Source organism: Cognatundibacterium crateris (genome assembly GCF_010078235.1).
Classification (GTDB): domain Bacteria; phylum Pseudomonadota; class Gammaproteobacteria; order Burkholderiales; family Burkholderiaceae_D; genus Undibacterium; species Undibacterium crateris.
Genome location: NZ_JAABOS010000007.1, coordinates 72,820 through 91,256, shown reverse-complemented (window position 1 = coordinate 91,256; position 18,437 = coordinate 72,820). Strand labels below are relative to the sequence as shown.

Sequence of the window (18,437 nt, the reverse complement as noted above, 5' to 3'; positions counted from 1 at the left end):
GACAGGACATGGCTCAGAGATTTGAATTGATAGAGACCCCGCTCAGAGATTTACATCTGATACAGCGCCTGCCACTGGGGGATGAGCGCGGTTATTTTCAACGCCTGTTCTGCGCTGAAGAACTTGCCTTGTTTGGCTGGCGTGACCCTGTACAGCAGATCAATCATACCTATACCAAAGAGAAAGGCAGTGTACGTGGATTGCATATGCAATTAGCACCGCATGCCGAGGCAAAGCTGATTACCTGTCTGCGTGGTGAAGTCTGGGATGTGGCGGTGGATTTGCGTGCGGGTTCACCCACCTTCCTGCATTGGCATGCGGTGCATCTGATTGCTGAAAAAGCCTGTTCATATTTGATACCAGAGGGCTTCGCGCATGGCTTTCAGACACTCAGCGATGACGTAGAAATGCTGTACTGTCATAGCCAGGCTTATGCGCCGGATAGTGAATTCGGTGTACATGTGCAGGATCCGCGCCTGCAGATCCATTGGCCACTGCCAATTGGACGACAATCAGAGCGCGATCAGAAATTTCCATTTTTAGACCAACATTTTCAGGGAGTAGGGCGATGAATTGCCGACACTGTGGCCAGGCCTTAACGCATACTTTTCTCGATCTCGGTAGCGCGCCTCCTTCGAATGCCTATTTATCTGCGCAGCAGTTGCAGCAGGCAGAGACCTGGTTGCCACTCAAGCTTATGGTGTGTGAACAGTGCTGGCTGGTACAAACCCTGGACTTCACTGGCCGTGAAAATCTGTTTGATTCCGATTACGCGTATTTCAGCTCTTGCTCGTCGAGCTGGCTGGCGCATGCACAGCGCTTTGTGCAGGATATGCAGCAGCGTCTGGGACTGAATGCAGACAGTCATGTGGTTGAGGTGGCGGCCAATGATGGTTATCTGCTGCAGTACGTACAGCAGGCGGGTATTCCTTGTCTGGGCATAGAGCCGACCGCCAGTACCGCTGCCGCCGCGCGTGACAAAGGGCTGGCGATACGTGAAGAGTTTTTTGGACTGACGCTGGCAAAGCAGTTGGCTGCAGAAGGGAAATCAGCGGATCTGACGGTGGCAAATAATGTGCTGGCGCATGTGCCGGATATGAATGATTTTGTGGCTGGATTTGCCGCCTTGCTCAAGCCGCAGGGAGTAGCCAGTTTTGAGTTTCCTCATCTGCTGAATATGGTGAACCTGAATCAGTTTGACACGGCTTACCACGAGCATTTTTCTTACCTTTCCTTGCTGGCGGTAGAGCGTATTTTCAATAGTCAGGGTTTAAAGGTTTTTGACGTGGAGCAACTGACTACCCACGGTGGTAGTTTGCGTGTGCTGGCGCAGCGTTCCGATACCGGCCAGCGTGAGCGCAGTGGGCGGGTAGATGCCTTGTTGCAGAAAGAGCGGGAAGCTGGCGTCAATAGCCTGACTTTCTACCGCAATGCGCAACAGCGTGCTGAGCAAACTAAATATGCCTTACTTAAATTTTTGATCGCGAGTCGTGAGCAAGGTCTGAAAGTTGCTGCCTATGGTGCAGCGGCTAAAGGCAATACCTTGCTCAATTTTGCTGGTGTACGGGCCGATTTGCTGTCCTATGTCGTGGATATCAATCCGCATAAACAAGGCAAATGCATGCCAGGCAGCCGGATTCCTATCGTCCATCTGGATCACCTGATCCAAGATCAGCCGGATTTTGTGTTGGTCTTACCCTGGAATCTGGAGCAGGAAATCAGTGCGGATTTGCGCATGATACGTGCCTGGGGTGGACGCCTGGTGTTTGCGATTCCTGAATGGAAGATAGTGTAAGAGGCTGCCTATGATAGAAATTCATCCCGATGCTGTGGTTTCGCGCCTGGCGGATATTGAAGATTCGGTCAGGGGAAGCCGCATCGTACTTGCTGCCCGTGCTGTGATCGATAGTTTTGTCAAAATCAAACCGGCAGGCGGCAGCGGTGATTTGTGGATAGGTGAGCGCAGTGTGATTAATTCCGGTTGTGTGCTGTATACCGGCAATGGCATCCGTATTGGCGCCGATGTGGCGATTGCCGCAAATTGCACTTTCGCGCCGGTGAATCATGCTTATATGGCGCGGGATATTCGCATTAATCAACAAGGCTTTTTGCCCAGCAAAGGCGGCATCGTGATTGAGGATGATGTGTGGATAGGTGCGAACTGTGTCTTGCTCGATGGTGCTGTGCTACGCCGGGGATGTGTGATTGCCGCCGGTTCGGTCGTACGCGGTGAAGTTCCTGCTTACACCATACAAGGTGGGAACCCATTGCGGCAATTGGGTGAGCGCGGTGTGCAGGCGTGATCAGGACTGAGGCCTGACAGAACTGGCAGAAAGGATGCGAACACATGGGCAATACATCAAAGCGGGTTGCGACTCTGGTTGGAGGTCGTGGATTCATCGGTCAGCATCTGCATCGTCGATTGGTGGCAGATGGCTGGGATTGCTGGATACCGGAAAAAAATGATCCTGGCTTGTTTCGTCTCGATCTGGGGACGGTGTTTTATTGTGCCGGTGTGACTGCAGATTTCGCACAGCGTGGGTTTGATTGTGTGGATGCCCATGTCAGTTGCCTCAATCAGATCCTCCATATGGGTGTATTCCGTAAGCTGGTGTATCTGTCTTCAACCCGCTTGTATGACCAGTCTGCATCGGCCTTGTTATCAGAATCTGACCCTTTGCAACTGAACCCGCATCATCCACGTCACTTGTTTGATTTGTCTAAAGCATTGGGCGAGTCCCTGTGTTTGCAACTTGGAAAAAACAAGGCCAGCGTTGCGCGTTTATCCTGCGTGGTCAGTCAGGATCTGGATGCAGAGGGTTTTCTCGCATCGCTGCTGCAAAAAGTCGTGCATCAGCCAGCTGGCGAGCCGCTGCGCATCGAATCCTCGCGCCAGTTTGTGCGTGATTATGTGATGATCGATGATGTGGTTTCTGCATTGCTGCATTTGGCCGGGTCGGAAACGGGTGGGATTTATAATGTGGCCAGTGGTACCAATACCAGTAATGAGGCATTGTTTGATGCTATTACGGAGATCACCGGCGTTACGATAGCAGCCATGATCGCCAATAATGAAGCGTATGTGCCGCCTGGGCAGATTTCAGTAGCAAAGATGCGTGATGAATTTGGATGGACGGCAAGCAGGCTATGTGAGCTGTTGCCGACTATGGTGAAAGGAAAAATATGATCAGTCTGCCGGGCATGGAGCGCAGCAGTTTAATGAAATATCTGGTGCGACAGCTGGAACATTTTTTTCCGGATGGTCAGCAGGATTTGTCGGTCAGAATAGACAAAGATTTGGATCAGGCGCTGGCGCGTCTGGAAGTCTGTATCAATGCCGTCCGGATGTGGAGACCAGGCGAATTCGACTATCTGCATTCCAGTCAGTACACGATTTTTTTATATTTTTTGTCGAATACCATATGGCGTAACCGTCAGGATAAACAGCTGTGCACCAAGCTGTTTTACCTGAATAAGGCGCTCAATGGCATCGATTGTTTTTACGAGATCGAATTGCCGGAGATTTTCTTTATCGGTCATTCCGTTGGTATTGTGCTGGCTAAGGCAAGCTATGCCAATTATCTGGTCTTGTATCAGAACTCAACCGTAGGCAAAAACCACGGTGTCGCACCGGTGCTGGAAGAGGGTGTGATCCTGTATCCGAATACGGCCGTGATAGGGCGTAGTCTGGTCAGGAAAAACAGCGTGATCAGCCAGGGGACCAGCATCATTAATCAGGAAACGCCGGGCGATTGTCTGGTATTTGCGGGAGAAAAAGGCAAGCTACAGGTGCGGGCGAATGAAAAGAATATTCTGGCTGATATTTTCAGGCTGTAGTATTTCGCGACGAAACGCGGCAAGGTAAGCCTCGACTGAGAAATGCAAGTGCCAGTTTAGACGCACTCAGCGCGAAATTTTTCTATTGCGGCTGATGAATATTTCTCCTCGCACCGATCATCTTCTAAGCGCCAGGGCTTACGCGATAAACAGTCGTGCAAGTTCTTGGAGCTAGAAAGTTGAATCAAATTCAGATTTGTTTCAGCTTGCTTTGATCACCCGGTTTTTGCCAGTCTGCTTTGCTTCATACATGGCTTTGTCAGCGCGTTTGATGACCTGTTCCTGTGGTTCCCGCAAACCACGCAAGGCTACCCCTGCAGAGAAAGTAATGAACAGTCTTTGATCATTGGCGGTAAAGAAGTGTTTGGTCAGTTCGCGCTGTACCCGTGTCATGGCCTGAGCCGCTTCATCAATTGCAGTTTCTGGCATGATGATGACGAATTCCTCACCACCATAGCGGGCAATAACATCGATGGAGCGCAGAGTTTGTTTTACGATGCGTACCAGATGCACCAGCGCTTCATCACCCGCAGCATGACCATGCGTGTCATTCAGCTTTTTGAAATTATCCAGATCAAGCAAGGCGACACACAGCGGCGCATTGCGGCGGTCGGCTCGGTCGGCTTCGCGCTCGAAAATATCTTCCATGCCGCGCCGGTTCAGGCTGCCGGTAAGCTGATCTTCACGCACCAGTTCACTCATGTGCGCCAGTTTGTTCTCCAGGTCTTTGATTTTTGCTTCAGCTTCTTCGACTTCTTTTTGGGCCGCAACGATGATGTCCCGCGAGCGCAGGGTTTCAGTTTGGACTGCTTTGGTTTCCAGTAAAATCTGGCCGATTACGCCGCTCACTTCATTTGAAGATTTGGCACTGCTGATCTGGCCAGCATACAGATCCATCTTATTCTGGTAGGCGCCAGTACTTTCAGCCATCGCTGATAAACGGTCGATAAATGCAGCCATCATGTTTTTGACTGAGGATTTCGACTCGGCGATACTATTCTTCAGGCTGCCTTGTTTGTAGATGACATCTTTCAGGCTACGTGTTGCTTCCTGCAAGGCGCGATGGTCTATTGGCCCGGCAATCAGGTTTTGTACCACCTCTATCTGTCCGCGCAGCCAGTTATCGTTATCTAACAAGTCGTGGATGTTAGTCAGCAGCAGGTCGAATAAGCGCAGCAATAATTCTTGTTGTTCTGCCGTATCGCCACTTTGTAGCTCGATCTGGAAACACAGGTGTTTGAGTCTGGCACCAATCTGATTCAGTTCATTTTCGGTTTCTGCATCGCGCACAGCCAATCCCAGCGCGTCGGATTCATTGGCCAGCGGTGGATTGGGTTTGAGCAGTGAACTCAAGGCCAGCGTCAGGGTGCGGTATAACAGGTCTTTCAGCAGTTTAGGGCGATTATCAGAGACGGCGACTTCATCTACCAGTGAAATGCTTGTACTTGCTGTTGCAGGAGCGGGATCGTCAACCAGGCTGATTTGCGGCGCAGGTTTGCTGGTCATGCGCTCAGTGACAGCACGTAATTCGCGCTCGTAAGCTTCCCAGTTGTCATTACTGATCGCACGGCTCAGGCGTTGACCGTAAATCGTGTAGTCACTTTGTGAGCTTTGCAGATAGTCGGCAAAGCTACTTAACAGCTTTTTGGCATGCTCAATGCCGGCATCTGGAATTGTGGTACTGATTTCCTCAGGTGACGCTGGTTTGGGCTGAGCGACAGGTGCTTCTGTACCGGCAATTTCATGGTACAACTGACTGTAGGCGTCCGGGGTTGGTGCAATTCGCTGTATCGCAAGCTGGCGAAATGTCTCACGTGCGATATCAGTTGGCGTTTTGAATTGCTGATTATTATTTTTTGTTGACATATTGCCCCATCTACACGCGGATAACCAAATTGACCTGCTAGCCAGCTTATCAATTGGCGAAGCCTGATTGACACAAGCCAATCAGGGTAGGCGGCATGAACGCGAGGGCCTGGCAGTATTACTCAACCAGTTGATTTTTAATCGCATAGTGAGTTAACTCTGCATTGTGCCGCAATTTCATCTTCAACAAAATCCTTGAGCGATATTCACTGATGGTTTTTACTGACAAAGATAAGTCTTTGGCAATATCACTGACCGATTTTCCGGAAGCGATCATGGTTAGCGTCTGAAACTCCCGGTCTGACAAGGTTTTGTGCAGCGCATCTTCATGTTCCTGATTCAGGTTATTGGCCAGTTCCTGTGCCAGTTGAGGGGTAATGTATTTCAGTCCATTGGCAACCTGGCGTATAGCCTGCAATAGTTCTGTGGTTGCGCATTGCTTGTTCAGGTAGCCAGCTGCTCCGGCCTTGAGCGAGCGGATTGCATACTGTTCTTCTTTGTGGATGGAGAACATTAATACCTGCACATCGGGCTTTTCAGACTTAATTTGCTTGAGTACTTCGATGCCGTTTTTATCAGACAGCGCGATATCGAGTAACATGACCTTGTAATCAAGTTGTCGTGACAGACGGATAGCATCCAGTCCAGAGGCTGATTCACCGGCAACTGCAATATCGTTGGCGGCAGCGACTATGCTTTTGATCCCTTCGCGGACTACCGGATGGTCGTCAACGATCAACAATTTAATAGCTGCGTGTTCAGTCATGCACATTTCCGTTTCTAAGTCAGTATCCCTCGCACGGTTTCACATAAAATCGTGGGGGATACAATAATTCCTGGGGTCTGGCGGATTATTACCGCGCTGACTGCGCTATTTGCAGTCATTTGATATTCACTTGGTATTTTATAAGGGATGCAGAAGCTGCGGTAAGAAGACGACAATAAATTTGATCTAGTTCGATATATGGTAATGATGAGTAAAGCATTTGTGAAAGAAACCGAGCAGGACGAGGATGATGATTTTGGTGCGCCCGCCATTCCTGCCGGTTCAAAAAACTATATGACGCCACAAGGGCATCAGCGTATGAAGGATGAATTTCTGCGCCTGATCGACGTGGATCGTCCTGAAGTCGTGAAGATAGTCTCGTGGGCTGCGTCGAATGGCGATCGCTCAGAAAATGGCGATTATATTTATGGCAAACGACGTCTGCGTGAAATTGACCGTCGCATACGCTTCCTGAGTAAGCGCCTGGATGTGGCGGAGGTCGTGGATCCGCGCGTGCATCATGGCAGTGATCAGGTTTTTTTTGGTGCGACCGTTTTGTATGAAAATCAGGATGGGCTAGAGACCACGGTGACGATAGTCGGTATCGATGAGTTTGATCCGCTCAATGGCCGCATCAGCTGGATATCGCCGGTTGCGCGGGCACTAACCAAGTCACGCACTGGCGACACGGTCATGTTGAAGACGCCTGCCCGGATTGAAGAGTTGACTATTTTGGACGTGAACTACCCGGCATAGTTATTGCGTCAATACAGATGATTGCTACGCTCAAATGAGGTCCTGCTATGTCTATGAATCATAGTCTGCGTATTCCATTAGCTGCGGAAATTCATTCCCGCCCCTCTTTGTATCTGAGTTCGCCGGAGCGCATCAGTCATCTGGCTGTGTTTGCAGGGCAGGATTTCCCGCAAGCCAGTAATGCTCAGTTATTGCAGCAACAGATACTGGCGGATTTATGTGCTTACTTTGGCGTAGCGAATCCCGCCGCTGAGGCCAAATATTTTTTCCACGATTTCGGCCGTTTCCGGCTGAAGTGGGAATGCCACACTGAATTCGCTACCTACACCTTTGTCGATAATGCTCAGACGTCCCCTGTGGAGTTTTCGTTCGCATCTCAGGAGTTGTTTGCAGAGACGCCATTGCGCCATGTACCTCAGACCTGGATTGAGGGCTTGGCAGGCAGAGTGATGGTGGCCGCTCACATAGAGTTGATGAAAGAGGGTATGGAGACCTGGTCAGGTTCCAGGCTGGATAGTTTGTTTCAGGGCAAAGTACTGGTGGGCAGTGAAGTATTGGGGCGGGGGCAGATCTGGACTGACTTCCTGATTCATGCTGATGGTTATAGCCGGTTTATTGTCAGGGATCAGGGGTTTTTGGGGCAGCAGTCAGGGCGCACAGTACAGCGTTTGCTGGAAATTGAGACCTACCGCATGATGGCTTTACTTGGTTTGCCTCAGGCGCAGGCTGCATTGCCTGTGCTGAGTGCAATTGAAGGCGAGCTGGTCAGTTTGATGAACGGTATGACGCTCAGTTCAGACGTGCAGCAGCTCGGTGCTGACACCGATGCTGAACAACAAATGCTCACGCAAATCATCGATCTGGCGGCCCGGGTCGAGAAGCTGTCTCTGCAAAACAGTTACCGTTTTTCGGCTTCAAAAGCCTATTTTCAATTGGTGAATGCGCGTATCGATGAGTTGCGCGAACAGCGCATCGAAGGTTTGCCTACGATAGCGGAGTTTATGGAGCGTCGTCTGGTACCGGCAATGCAGACTTGCGAGTCCGTAGTCAGGCGACAGCAGGCATTGGCGGCAAGGATTGCCCATACCAATGATTTACTGCGTACCAGAGTCGGCATTTTGCAGGAACAGCAAAACAGGAAGATCCTGCAGAGTATGAATGCTCGCGCAGCCCAGCAATTGCGCCTGCAACAGGCGGTTGAAGGTTTGTCAGTCGCAGCGATTTCGTATTATCTGGTCGGTTTGTTTTCTTATGTGGGTAAGGGCTTGAAGGCATACGGATGGGCCTTGAATCCCGATCTGCTTTCCGCCTGGCTGGTGCCGCTGATTGCGGTTGCCGTCTGGCTCGGTTTGCGTCGTATGCACAGGCAGTTGCATTGACCGTGGTTTTGCTGGGTTAGGGTAGGGGTGCTAAGAAAACAAAAGGCCGGTCACATCGATATGTGCCGGCCTGTTGACTGATGCTGCCTGAAACAGGCAGCTTACCCCTTATCAGCCTGGTTTACGTGTTTCAACCAGGATCAGCGGTTCATTCGAAGCTGCTGGCAAAGGCTTACGCTCACGTGGAACGCGTGGTGCGGCAACGATGTTGGCCGCTGCCTGTTGGGCTGCACGATGCTTTTCAGGATCGGTGCTGGCAAGTACCAGGCCAGCTGCGCTCAGCATCGCTTGCAGGTCAGCCACTGGCATGTGCCCTGCTTGCTTTGCCGGAGCAACAGGAGTTGCCTTGATTTCAGGCTGCTGTGCCACTGGCGCTGGCTCAACTGCTGTGGTCTGTGCAGTAGGTATTACGGCGACAGGCGGTGCAACATCAACAGCAACCGGTACAACCGGCTCAACAGCGGCTACAGGTGCTGTCACGACAGGCTCAACCGGAGTCACAGCAACCGGAGCAGGCGACGCAACTGGCGTGTCAGTAGCAGCGCTTACTGTCTGCGTCACTTCAGTTGCAGCAACTACTGGTGCAATTTCTGTAACTGCAGGTGCAGTCGCTGCGTTGACTTCCGTTGTAGTAACAGGAGTAACTGATTCAACTGCTGTGCTGATCGCAACTGCTTCTACAGGGACAGTCGCTGCCGGAGCTGCTTCTGTGTCTGCTTCAGTCTTTGCCTGGGCTGCAGCTTGCTGTTCGATGGCGACGTCAGCAACTGGCACAAAGCTTGCACCCTCATTGCCTTCGCTACCTTCGCTTTGCTCGTTCAGATCACCTGCTTCGCGCTCACGACGGTTACGGTTGCGACCACCGCGACGACGACGACGGCGGCGTTCTTCGCTTTGCTCGCCTTCCGCACTTTCCGGGTTACTGACAGGATTATTGGCCGGGATCAGTTCCAGCGGAACCGGGTCTGCATGTTTCTGCAATACGGGTTCTTCCTGCTTGGTTTCAGTCAGCAAGGCTTCTTTACGCTCTTCACGCAGACGTTGCTGACGTTCGCGGCGACCTTCCTGAGGTTCACGCTGTTCGCGTGGTTCACGTTCTTCACGCGGAGGTTTGGCAGCTTTAGGCGGACGGCTTTCAGCTGGTGCTGCCGCTTTCGGTGCTTCTGCCTTTTCAGTACGGGCGCTGGCCGGACGCTCTTCGCGCTCTTCGCGATTGCGACGATTGCGGTTGCGTTGGTTGTTGCGGCCGCTACGTTGACGGTCACGTTCTGCGGATTTCTCCTCAGTCACTTCCGGTGTAACGACTGCAGCAGGCTCGGATTTACCAAACAGGAAACCAAAGATTTTACTGAAGAAGCCAGGTGTTGGTGCGCTGACAGGTGCGGCCACCGGTGCCGGTGCCACTTCCTTGCGTTCGACGATAGGTGCCTGATCAGGCGTAATGCTCTTGACGACGGCTTCCTGGCGCGGCTTGACGTCTTCTTTCTGACGCTTGTTGTAGCCGATATCGGTGTCTGCCTGTTCAGCCATGGCATAGCTGGCATGATGATCTTCCAGGCGTGGATCGTCATGCTTGAGGCGATCCAGTTTGTAGTGCGGCGTTTCCAGATGCTTGTTCGGGATCAGGATTACGGTGACGCGGTGACGGGTCTCGATTTTCAGAATTTCGCCACGTTTTTCATTCAGCAGGAAGGCCGCTACGTCGACCGGAACCTGAACATGAATCGCGGCAGAATTTTCTTTCATTGCCTCTTCCTGGATGATGCGCAGGACTTGCAAGGCGGAGGACTCGGTATCGCGGATGTGGCCAGTGCCGTTACAACGAGGGCAGGTCACATGGCTGCCTTCAGACAGGGAAGGGCGCAGGCGCTGACGCGACAATTCCATCAGGCCGAAACGGGAAATTTTACCCATCTGTACCCGTGCGCGGTCATAGCGCAGTGCATCTTTCAGGCGCTGTTCGACTTCACGCTGGTTTTTCGCGTTTTCCATGTCGATGAAGTCGATCACGATCAGGCCACCCAGATCGCGCAGTCGCAACTGGCGGGCCACTTCTTCAGCAGCTTCCAGATTGGTATTGAACGCCGTTGTTTCAATGTCACCACCACGGGTGGAGCGGGCCGAGTTAACGTCCACAGACACCAGTGCCTCGGTGTGATCAATCACAATCGCGCCACCGGATGGAAGCGGTACTGTGCGGCTGTAGGCAGTTTCGATCTGATGTTCGATCTGGAAACGCGAGAACAGCGGCACGTCATCACTGTAGCGTTTGACGCGGTGCACCATGTCTGGCATCACATGGCTCATGAACTGCTGAGCCTGCTCATAGATATCATCGGTATCGATCAGGATTTCACCGATATCTGGCTGGAAGTAATCGCGGATAGCGCGAATCACCAGCGAGGATTCCTGGTAAATCAGGAATGCGCCGGGAGCCGATTTGCCAGCGCCTTCAATTGCGCGCCACAATTGCATCAGGTAGTTCAGATCCCATTGCAATTCATCGACATTACGGCCTATGCCTGCGGTACGGGCAATCACTGACATGCCGGTTGGCAGGTCCAGTTTGTCCATGGTTTCACGCAGTTCCTGACGGTCTTCGCCTTCTACGCGACGGGATACGCCACCACCGCGTGGATTGTTAGGCATCAGCACCAGATAGCGTCCGGCCAGAGAGATGAAAGAAGTCAGTGCAGCCCCTTTGTTGCCGCGCTCTTCTTTTTCCACCTGAACCATGATTTCCTGGCCTTCGCGCAATGCTTCCTTGATAGTGGCATTACGGACGTCTATCCCTTCTTTGAAATAAGAGCGGGCGACTTCTTTAAAGGGGAGGAAACCGTGACGTTCTTCGCCATAGTTGACGAAGCATGCTTCGAGGGAGGGTTCGATGCGGGTGATGACACCCTTGTAGATATTGGACTTACGTAGTTCGCGACCAGCAGTCTCAATGTCGATATCAATGAGTTTTTGCCCATTAACGATGGCAACGCGCAATTCTTCTTGCTGCGTTGCGTTAAACAGCATACGTTTCATGTTTTACTCCGTGACCTGTTGGTCATCTTTTGTTGCTGCCTCAAGTCGTGAGGCTCACAACTGTACTGATACGGGATGTATGCGAGGACGGAGAATCTGAAGGGATGGAGAATGCCTTTGGCGCAGCAGAATGCACAGCGTACTGAACTACGATACGCAATTATTAATTCAACACCATTCTGCTTCGCGCCTGGCGCGGTAAATCGCTGGAAATAACCGAGTGCACACGTCCCCCGCGTTGTCCTGTATTGTCAAATTTGTGCATTAACAATCGACCACGCCAGGCGATGAGCAACTTTGATGTCAGACCATCTTATTGTGTTGTGTCTGACGGAATCGCTAATTTCCTGCAACTACTATGCGTAAGCACGCTGACCAGCAATTAAGTCATCGTCTCTTGCGCAACTTATCCTGTTTTTTCAAATTCTCTGAGCCAGACCTGTTTTACTGAGCCCGATAACAACATTTGGTTGTTACCCTGACCTGAAAACACGCCTGCATACACATCTTTCCCATCATATTTGCAAACTGGCGAGGCTGATGGGCTTGCCCCTGTGTAAAATAGTCGTTTATTTCTCTTACACTGCCAACAGCGTAAATTCTGAGGCGAAAATGATTATATATTCAAAATGAAGGACTTAGCGACAATTAATCGGGAATTGCATCAAAAACAGGTGCAAAAAGTTTCCCAGAACGATCCTTCAAGCGTGATGCCCCAGGTCAGACTGATCACAATCTCGGAAGAAGAGGCCGGTCAGCGCATTGATAATTTCTTATTGCGTATTTGCAAAGGGGTGCCAAAAAGCCATATTTACCGTGTGCTGCGCTCTGGCGAAGTGCGCGTCAATAAAGGGCGCATCGACCAGTTATACCGCCTGGTTGAAGGCGATGTGGTAAGGATTCCGCCGATCCGGGTGGCAGAAACCGTGGCCCAGGTCGTGCCCAAGCTCGAATTTCCGATTGTGTTTGAAGATAATCACTTGCTGATTATTGATAAGCCGGCGGGTGTGGCGGTGCATGGTGGCTCAGGTGTCAGCTATGGCGTGATTGAACAATTGCGTGCGTCCCGTCCCGATGCCAAGTTTCTGGAGCTGGTGCATAGGCTGGACCGGGAAACCTCAGGTATCTTGTTGATTGCCAAAAAACGTTCGGCATTAACCAATTTGCATGAACAAATGCGGGATGGGGTGACCGATAAGCGCTATTTTACGCTGGTATCCGGTGATTGGAAAAATGCCAGACAGCATATCAAGTTGCCTTTGCATAAATACTCGACACCGGAAGGTGAGCGCCGGGTCAGAGTGCAGGCGGACGGTATGGCTTCACACACAGTGTTTACTTTGCAGCGCAAATTTAAAGATTTTGCCTTGCTGGAGGCGGAACTCAAGACTGGCCGCACCCATCAGATTCGGGTGCATTTGTCAGCCAGTGGTTTTCCAATTGCCGGTGATGATAAGTATGGTGATTTTCCGCTCAACAAAGCCCTGCAAAAAGCCAATGCCGAACGTGGCGCCTTGAAACGTATGTTTTTACATGCGCATCAAATCACTTTCATCCATCCCGAAACAGGCAAGCCAACTACGGCGAAGGCGCCCTTACCAGCAGAATGCTTGAATTTTTTGCAAAGCTTGCGGAGCGCATAGGTTTTAGCAGAAAAATTAATTGTTTAGTAATGGTATGATCGCTTAATGATGAATAAAAAGCGGTATCTCCTGGCGAGATACCGGGTAGAATAAAAATGGCAAAAAAACAATTCGATCTTATCGTTTTTGATTGGGATGGTACGCTGATGGATAGCACAGCGACCATCGTGAAATGCATACAGGCGGCAGCCAGGGACTTAGGCTTGCCGGTTCCGGATCAAACTGCGGCTGCTTACGTTATCGGCCTGTCGCTGGCAGATGCGATGCAAGTCGCGGTTCCTGGTGTCGATCCTAAATACTATCCGCGCATGGTGGAGCGGTATCGCTACCATTATCTGGCCAAGGATCATGAATTGCCTTTATTTCCGGGCGTACGCGAGATGCTGACTGACTTGTCGCAGCAAGGCTACTTCCTGGCGGTGGCAACGGGTAAAAGCCGGGTTGGCCTTAGCCGTGCCTTGCACACGGCGGATCTGACTGCGGTTTTCGATGCCACCCGTTGTTCTGATGAAACGTTTTCCAAGCCTCATCCGGCGATGTTGCAAGAATTAACAAGAGAGCTGGGTCAGGATATGCAACGTACCGTCATGATAGGCGATACCACCCATGATTTGCAGATGGCAAGCAACGCAGGTGCTGCCGCTATTGCTGTGGAATTTGGGGCGCACGATGCCGGCTCATTGCTCAGTCTGAATCCGGTTTTCTCTGCTAAATCGATTTTGGAACTGCATCAATGGCTGCAGGAAAATGCCTAAGCGTTACCATTCCACCCATTATTCGATTGAATGACTATGGAAACAGTTTTTATTTGTCAGTCTGACGCACTGGAAGAGGGCGGAAAAGGCGTGCGCTTTTCCGTGATGGCGGGTAGCGATGAGGCAACAGGTTTTGTGATCCGTTATGCGGGTGGGGTGCATGCTTACCTGAATCGCTGTGCGCATGTGCCGGTTGAGCTGGATTGGAATCCGGGCGAGTTTTTGGAATCCAGTGGTTTGTACATTATGTGCGCGACCCATGGCGCTATTTACGAACCGCAAACAGGACATTGTTCGGGTGGCCCTTGCCGCGGTAGTCGCCTGCGTAAGCTGGCAGTGACTGAGGCCGATGGCAAGGTCGTTTGGACGCCGGATGATTATGTGCGTCCGGTGTTGGCTTAACTGAGGAGGGCGACTATGAGTCAGGAACTTGGACCACAAAATAACGCGACTCCCACTACAGGCAGGGATGTGCAATGGGAACGCTCGGTATTGGAACGTCTGGCATTTGAAACTTTGCAGGAGCAGAGACTCAGGCGTCGCTGGAGTATCTTTTTTAAGCTGGCAACACTGACACTGATCATGTTTGCTATTTACCGCTTTTCAGATTACACCGATGACGCCGCAGAAAAGCTAGGGCCGCACACGGCACTGATTGATGTTTCAGGAGAGATTGAGTCCGAGGGTGGAGCCAGCGCGCATGATGTGATCCCGGCGTTGAACCGTGCATTTTCTGATAATGCATCGGTTGGCGTGATACTGCGCCTGAACAGTCCTGGTGGCAGCCCGGTGCAGGCAGGCATGATTAATGATGAAATTCAGCGTTTGCGTAGTGAGTATCCCGATAAGCCGCTCTATGTCGTGGTCGAGGAGATTTGTGCTTCTGGCGGGTACTACATCGCTGCCGGTGCCGATAAGATCTATGTCAATAAAGCCAGTGTGGTAGGTTCGATCGGTGTCTTGATGGATGGCTTTGGCTTTACCGGTCTGATGGGTAAATTGGGTGTAGAGCGTCGCATGATGACTGCTGGCGAGAACAAGGGCATGATGGACCCTTATTCGCCGCAGACCAGCAAGCAAAAAGCGTATTCGCAGGCAATGCTAAACGAAATTCATGCACAGTTTATTGATGTGGTGCGTAAAGGCCGTGGCACACGTCTGAAAGAGACGCCCGAGACCTTCTCTGGCCTGTTCTGGGTTGGCAGTAAAGCGGTTGAAATGGGTTTGGCGGATGAATTAGGTACGGTTGATTCGGTTGCGCGGGATGTGATTAAAGCTGAAAACGTGATCGACTATACCCAGAAAGAAGGTTTGCCTGAGCGTATGTTGAAAAAGTTCGGTGCTTCGCTGGGTGGTGGTGCAATCTCCACTTTACTGTCAGCCAAACGTCCATCATTGCACTGAAACCGGAAACTGTTTAGTTGATTTTTTAAATCCCGGAGTAACACTGCATAGATTTAATTTTCTTTGAGGCATCAGGTGCTCTGGATTATAGTGATTACGTAGCTGGCTCAAACGGGAGGTCGAAATTAGAAGCAGATTATCTCAGTATGCTTACCTTGGGCTCCGGTACTGATCCGGTTATGTACGTGGTAGTAGCAGATGTAAACGTAAGTTGGTATTTGTTTATTGTTAAGTAGTTGTTGGTAAGTAGTTGTTGGTAAGTTGTTGTTTACAATTTGTGCAGTGATGTGCCGTGTACTCTGGCGGCTTCGAGGTTTCTAAGAATCCTCACAAAATAGTCTGGCAACACCCAAAAAGACGGAAGCGCAATGCTCCCGTCTTTTTGCTTTCTCCTCCCGATTCTCCCGATTTTTGCTGACAGCAATTGTTCCAAATCAAGTAGGTTTGTCTGACTTCAGGTAAGATGACTGGATTGCATGGTTTCCTGTTAACGATGATCAGCGCACTCTCAAATTTCCTTTCACGCCTACAGCTGCCCTCTGCTGAAAAGAAGAGTGTTGTCTGTTTTCATTGTGGCGAGTGTTCCAGGCCAAGCCAGACTTTATACACCCAGTTTGACAATGCGCGCCAGGCTGTCTGCTGTCATGGTTGTCTTGCTATTCTGCAGGCAGTCGAAAAAAATCAGATGACAGCGGCCTACTTGCGTGCCAGAGAAGAATTGAACCCATCCTGAAAATCCGCATGTCTATTCCTTCCGGAACCAGCATTACCAAGGCCACAGACGCCGCTCCAGAACACTACCTGCAGGATAAGCTGGCCTTGTCCGGTATGCATTGCGCTGCCTGCATACAATTAATCGAATTCCGTGTCAGACAAATTCCCGGCATCCTGGCTTTTGCAATTAATCCAGCTACGCACAGGGCTGACGTGCAATGGGATGCCGCACAGACCGGGCTGTCGCAAATTATTCAGGCCATCGTGCAACTCGGATACGGCGCGTTGCCAGCGAATCAGTCACCCGACGAATTTGAGCGGCAGCAAAACAAGCTGGCAATTTGGCGTATCTTCGTAGCTGGTTTCGCCATGATGCAGGTCATGATGTATGCATTCCCCGCCTATCTGGTGCCGGTGCCTACCGCAGATGGTGACCTGACGCCGGATCTGGATAAATTACTCAAAATCGCCAGCATGGTATTAGCAATTCCCGTAGTCGGTTTTTCAGCGCTGCCTTTTTTTCAATCTGCCTGGCGTGACATCAAAAACCGTCATATCGGTATGGATGTGCCGGTGTCGCTCGGTATTTTGCTGACATTTTTCGCCAGTGTATGGGCAACTTATCAGGGTGGGGCGGTGTACTTTGACTCGGCCATCATGTTCGTTTTTTTATTGCTGGGCGCACGTTGGATAGAACAGAAAGTACAGAAGCGTACCGGCGCAGCGCTGAAGATACTGACTCAGTTACAAACCCTGATTGCCCAGGTCTTGCCGGGTTTTCCTCAGCAAAGAGAAGTGCTTGAAAAAGATGCCTCACAGTTGCTGGAGGGTGAAATCGTGTTGGTCGTACCCGGCGCACAAATCCCTGCGGATGGCACCGTCATTGAGGGTTGCAGCGAATGCGATGAATCATTGATGACGGGTGAATCACTGGCGATTCCTAAGGTAGTGGGAGACACGGTGATTGCCGGTGCCGTCAATATGAGTGGGCGCCTGGTCGTTCGCGCAACTCAGGTCGGCCAGCAAACACGTTTGGCCAGCCTGATAGGGATGATGGAACGCGCCGCGGCTGAGAAGCCTGCCATCGTGCTGCTGGCGGACAAGCATGCCAGCCGTTTTTTATTGATCATCATGCTGATCGCACTGGTTGCCGGGATCACTTGGGCCAGCATCGATCCATCGCGCGCACTGTGGATCGCTATCAGCGTAATCGTTGTGACCTGTCCTTGTGCCTTGTCGCTGGCGACACCCGGCGTGATGGCGGCTGCCATAGGCTTGATGGCGCAGCATGGCTTGCTGGTTAAGTCGGGTAAAGCAATTCAGGGCCTGGCGGAAGCCACCCACTTTGTATTTGACAAGACCGGTACGCTGACTGCCGGCCGCATGCAAGTGGCAGAGTGCAGGGATTTGACTTCGTCTGTGTTGGCCCGCCAGTTAGCATTCCGCCTGGCGTCGGAATCTGCCCACCCCGTTTCTAAGGCGATTGCTAATTATCTGAGTGGCTGGCAAGGGCAGGGCGCTGACTTGCAGTTGCAGAATGTACGCGAAGTGGCTGGCGCTGGTATTGAGGCAGAACTGAATGGCATGATTTATCGCCTGGGGCAGCCGGTTTATGCGACACAAGCTTTGCCGGTTCCATTTGTTTTGCCGCCAGAGCTGGCAGGGAAAAGTCTGACCGTATTGGCTGATCAGGAACAGGTACATCTGATTCTGCTGTTGGATGATGTGATGCGTGATGATGCGCCACAGCTGATACAGTCTTTGCAAACAAGTGGGAAGCAGGTAATGCTGCTATCTGGAGATGCGGAAGAAGCCGTGCAGAACCTGGCTGCACTGTGTGGCATCAAGGATGCACGTGCGCGCATGAGTCCGTTGGATAAGCACGATGTGGTCAAATCCTTGCAGGCAAACGGTGCCAGAGTCGTCATGATAGGCGATGGCATGAATGATGGTCCTGTGCTCTCGATTGCAGATGTATCGATTGCGATGGGACAGGGTGCTGCGATATCGCAAACCCGAAGTGACTTGTTACTGATGTCGAACCGCCTCAATGATTTGATGTTCGGATTGAGTGTGTCTGAGAAGGCTTTCCGTTTGATCCGCGAAAATCTGATGTGGGCGATCGTTTATAATCTGATCGCTATTCCTGCCGCAGTGGTCGGCTGGCTGGAGCCCTGGCATGCAGCATTGGGCATGTCGCTGAGTTCTTTGCTGGTTGTATTGAATGCATTGCGACTGTATCTGCTGCCCCGACCTGCTTTCCCACTTACTGATGAATGATTTG

At 51.3% G+C, this 18,437-nt stretch carries 16 protein-coding genes; 13 read left to right on the top strand and 3 right to left on the bottom strand.

The window, feature by feature from the left end; genetic code table 11:
* Window positions 1-8 precede the first annotated feature (8 nt).
* The 5 genes from EYB48_RS13655 to EYB48_RS13635 are packed head-to-tail and all read left to right on the top strand — an operon-like array spanning window position 9 to window position 3,837.
* A complete protein-coding gene (locus EYB48_RS13655) occupies window positions 9-572 on the top strand; it encodes a dTDP-4-dehydrorhamnose 3,5-epimerase family protein (RefSeq protein ID WP_162020923.1) in 564 nt (187 codons plus the stop codon).
* Entirely contained in the window at window positions 569-1,795 is a 1,227-nt protein-coding gene (locus EYB48_RS13650) for a class I SAM-dependent methyltransferase (RefSeq protein WP_162020922.1), read from the top strand. Before EYB48_RS13655 ends, EYB48_RS13650 begins: the two co-directional genes overlap by 4 nt.
* A 10-nt stretch (window positions 1,796-1,805) precedes the next feature.
* Window positions 1,806-2,303, top strand: a complete 498-nt coding sequence (locus tag EYB48_RS13645; protein WP_162020921.1) for an acyltransferase — start codon at window positions 1,806-1,808, stop codon at window positions 2,301-2,303.
* A gap of 44 nt (window positions 2,304-2,347) precedes the next feature.
* On the top strand, window positions 2,348-3,187 hold the full coding sequence (locus EYB48_RS13640; RefSeq protein ID WP_162020920.1) for an NAD-dependent epimerase/dehydratase family protein: 840 nt from the start codon (window positions 2,348-2,350) through the stop codon (window positions 3,185-3,187).
* Entirely contained in the window at window positions 3,184-3,837 is a 654-nt protein-coding gene (locus EYB48_RS13635; RefSeq protein ID WP_235935136.1) for an LbetaH domain-containing protein, read from the top strand. The genes EYB48_RS13640 and EYB48_RS13635 overlap by 4 nt, the downstream gene beginning before the upstream one ends.
* Before the next feature lie 201 nt (window positions 3,838-4,038).
* On the opposite strand, the gene EYB48_RS13630 is transcribed toward EYB48_RS13635, so the two are convergent.
* Window positions 4,039-5,703 (bottom strand): GGDEF domain-containing protein, encoded by a 1,665-nt coding sequence (locus EYB48_RS13630; RefSeq protein WP_162020919.1) that lies wholly within the window; start codon window positions 5,701-5,703, stop codon window positions 4,039-4,041.
* A gap of 118 nt (window positions 5,704-5,821) precedes the next feature.
* Window positions 5,822-6,469, bottom strand: a complete 648-nt coding sequence (locus EYB48_RS13625) for a response regulator (protein WP_162020918.1) — start codon at window positions 6,467-6,469, stop codon at window positions 5,822-5,824.
* Between the two features lie 207 nt (window positions 6,470-6,676).
* Here EYB48_RS13625 and greB point away from each other — a divergent pair, with 207 nt between their 5' ends.
* Complete coding sequence (greB, locus tag EYB48_RS13620; protein WP_162021081.1) at window positions 6,677-7,225, top strand: transcription elongation factor GreB; 549 nt, start codon at window positions 6,677-6,679, stop codon at window positions 7,223-7,225.
* Between the two features lie 53 nt (window positions 7,226-7,278).
* Window positions 7,279-8,604 carry a DUF3422 family protein gene (locus tag EYB48_RS13615; RefSeq protein WP_162021080.1) on the top strand — a complete coding sequence of 442 codons (1,326 nt, stop codon included), beginning with the start codon at window positions 7,279-7,281 and terminating at the stop codon, window positions 8,602-8,604.
* Window positions 8,605-8,715: 111 nt separating this feature from the next.
* Here the strand turns inward: EYB48_RS13615 and EYB48_RS13610 are convergent, their stop codons facing one another.
* Window positions 8,716-11,637: an Rne/Rng family ribonuclease gene (locus tag EYB48_RS13610; RefSeq protein ID WP_162020917.1), complete on the bottom strand. Its 2,922-nt coding sequence runs from the start codon at window positions 11,635-11,637 to the stop codon at window positions 8,716-8,718.
* Between the two features lie 629 nt (window positions 11,638-12,266).
* Between EYB48_RS13610 and EYB48_RS13605 the strand changes: the two genes are divergently transcribed.
* The 6 genes from EYB48_RS13605 (at window position 12,267) to EYB48_RS13580 (ending at window position 18,433) form a co-directional block, all read left to right on the top strand.
* On the top strand, window positions 12,267-13,280 hold the full coding sequence (locus EYB48_RS13605; RefSeq protein WP_162020916.1) for an RluA family pseudouridine synthase: 1,014 nt from the start codon (window positions 12,267-12,269) through the stop codon (window positions 13,278-13,280).
* A 95-nt stretch (window positions 13,281-13,375) separates the two neighbouring features.
* Window positions 13,376-14,035 carry an HAD-IIIA family hydrolase gene (locus EYB48_RS13600; RefSeq protein WP_162020915.1) on the top strand — a complete coding sequence of 220 codons (660 nt, stop codon included), beginning with the start codon at window positions 13,376-13,378 and terminating at the stop codon, window positions 14,033-14,035.
* Between the two features lie 30 nt (window positions 14,036-14,065).
* Entirely contained in the window at window positions 14,066-14,437 is a 372-nt protein-coding gene (locus tag EYB48_RS13595) for a Rieske (2Fe-2S) protein (protein WP_162020914.1), read from the top strand.
* A 15-nt stretch (window positions 14,438-14,452) separates the two neighbouring features.
* A complete protein-coding gene (locus tag EYB48_RS13590; RefSeq protein ID WP_162020913.1) occupies window positions 14,453-15,439 on the top strand; it encodes a S49 family peptidase in 987 nt (328 codons plus the stop codon).
* A 463-nt stretch (window positions 15,440-15,902) separates the two neighbouring features.
* Window positions 15,903-16,172, top strand: a complete 270-nt coding sequence (locus EYB48_RS19540; protein WP_186904347.1) for a heavy metal translocating P-type ATPase metal-binding domain-containing protein — start codon at window positions 15,903-15,905, stop codon at window positions 16,170-16,172.
* A gap of 8 nt (window positions 16,173-16,180) precedes the next feature.
* Window positions 16,181-18,433, top strand: coding sequence for a heavy metal translocating P-type ATPase (locus EYB48_RS13580; protein ID WP_162020910.1), 2,253 nt, complete (start codon window positions 16,181-16,183; stop codon window positions 18,431-18,433).
* Window positions 18,434-18,437: the final 4 nt, after the last annotated feature.

Excerpts from the sequence above, each read along its gene's own strand:
- EYB48_RS13655 (WP_162020923.1), top strand. The coding sequence starts at position 9 with ATGGCTCAGAGATTTGAATTGATAGAGACCCCGCTCAGAGATTTACAT.
- EYB48_RS13645 (WP_162020921.1), top strand. The coding sequence starts at position 1,806 with ATGATAGAAATTCATCCCGATGCTGTGGTTTCGCGCCTGGCGGATATT.
- EYB48_RS19540 (WP_186904347.1), top strand. The coding sequence starts at position 15,903 with ATGACTGGATTGCATGGTTTCCTGTTAACGATGATCAGCGCACTCTCA.
- EYB48_RS13650 (WP_162020922.1), top strand. The coding sequence starts at position 569 with ATGAATTGCCGACACTGTGGCCAGGCCTTAACGCATACTTTTCTCGAT.
- EYB48_RS13630 (WP_162020919.1), bottom strand. The coding sequence starts at position 5,703 with ATGTCAACAAAAAATAATAATCAGCAATTCAAAACGCCAACTGATATC.
- EYB48_RS13605 (WP_162020916.1), top strand. The coding sequence starts at position 12,267 with ATGAAGGACTTAGCGACAATTAATCGGGAATTGCATCAAAAACAGGTG.
- EYB48_RS13610 (WP_162020917.1), bottom strand. The coding sequence starts at position 11,637 with ATGAAACGTATGCTGTTTAACGCAACGCAGCAAGAAGAATTGCGCGTT.
- EYB48_RS13580 (WP_162020910.1), top strand. The coding sequence starts at position 16,181 with ATGTCTATTCCTTCCGGAACCAGCATTACCAAGGCCACAGACGCCGCT.
- greB (WP_162021081.1), top strand. The coding sequence starts at position 6,677 with ATGAGTAAAGCATTTGTGAAAGAAACCGAGCAGGACGAGGATGATGAT.
- EYB48_RS13635 (WP_235935136.1), top strand. The coding sequence starts at position 3,184 with ATGATCAGTCTGCCGGGCATGGAGCGCAGCAGTTTAATGAAATATCTG.
- EYB48_RS13590 (WP_162020913.1), top strand. The coding sequence starts at position 14,453 with ATGAGTCAGGAACTTGGACCACAAAATAACGCGACTCCCACTACAGGC.
- EYB48_RS13625 (WP_162020918.1), bottom strand. The coding sequence starts at position 6,469 with ATGACTGAACACGCAGCTATTAAATTGTTGATCGTTGACGACCATCCG.
- EYB48_RS13600 (WP_162020915.1), top strand. The coding sequence starts at position 13,376 with ATGGCAAAAAAACAATTCGATCTTATCGTTTTTGATTGGGATGGTACG.
- EYB48_RS13640 (WP_162020920.1), top strand. The coding sequence starts at position 2,348 with ATGGGCAATACATCAAAGCGGGTTGCGACTCTGGTTGGAGGTCGTGGA.
- EYB48_RS13615 (WP_162021080.1), top strand. The coding sequence starts at position 7,279 with ATGAATCATAGTCTGCGTATTCCATTAGCTGCGGAAATTCATTCCCGC.
- EYB48_RS13595 (WP_162020914.1), top strand. The coding sequence starts at position 14,066 with ATGACTATGGAAACAGTTTTTATTTGTCAGTCTGACGCACTGGAAGAG.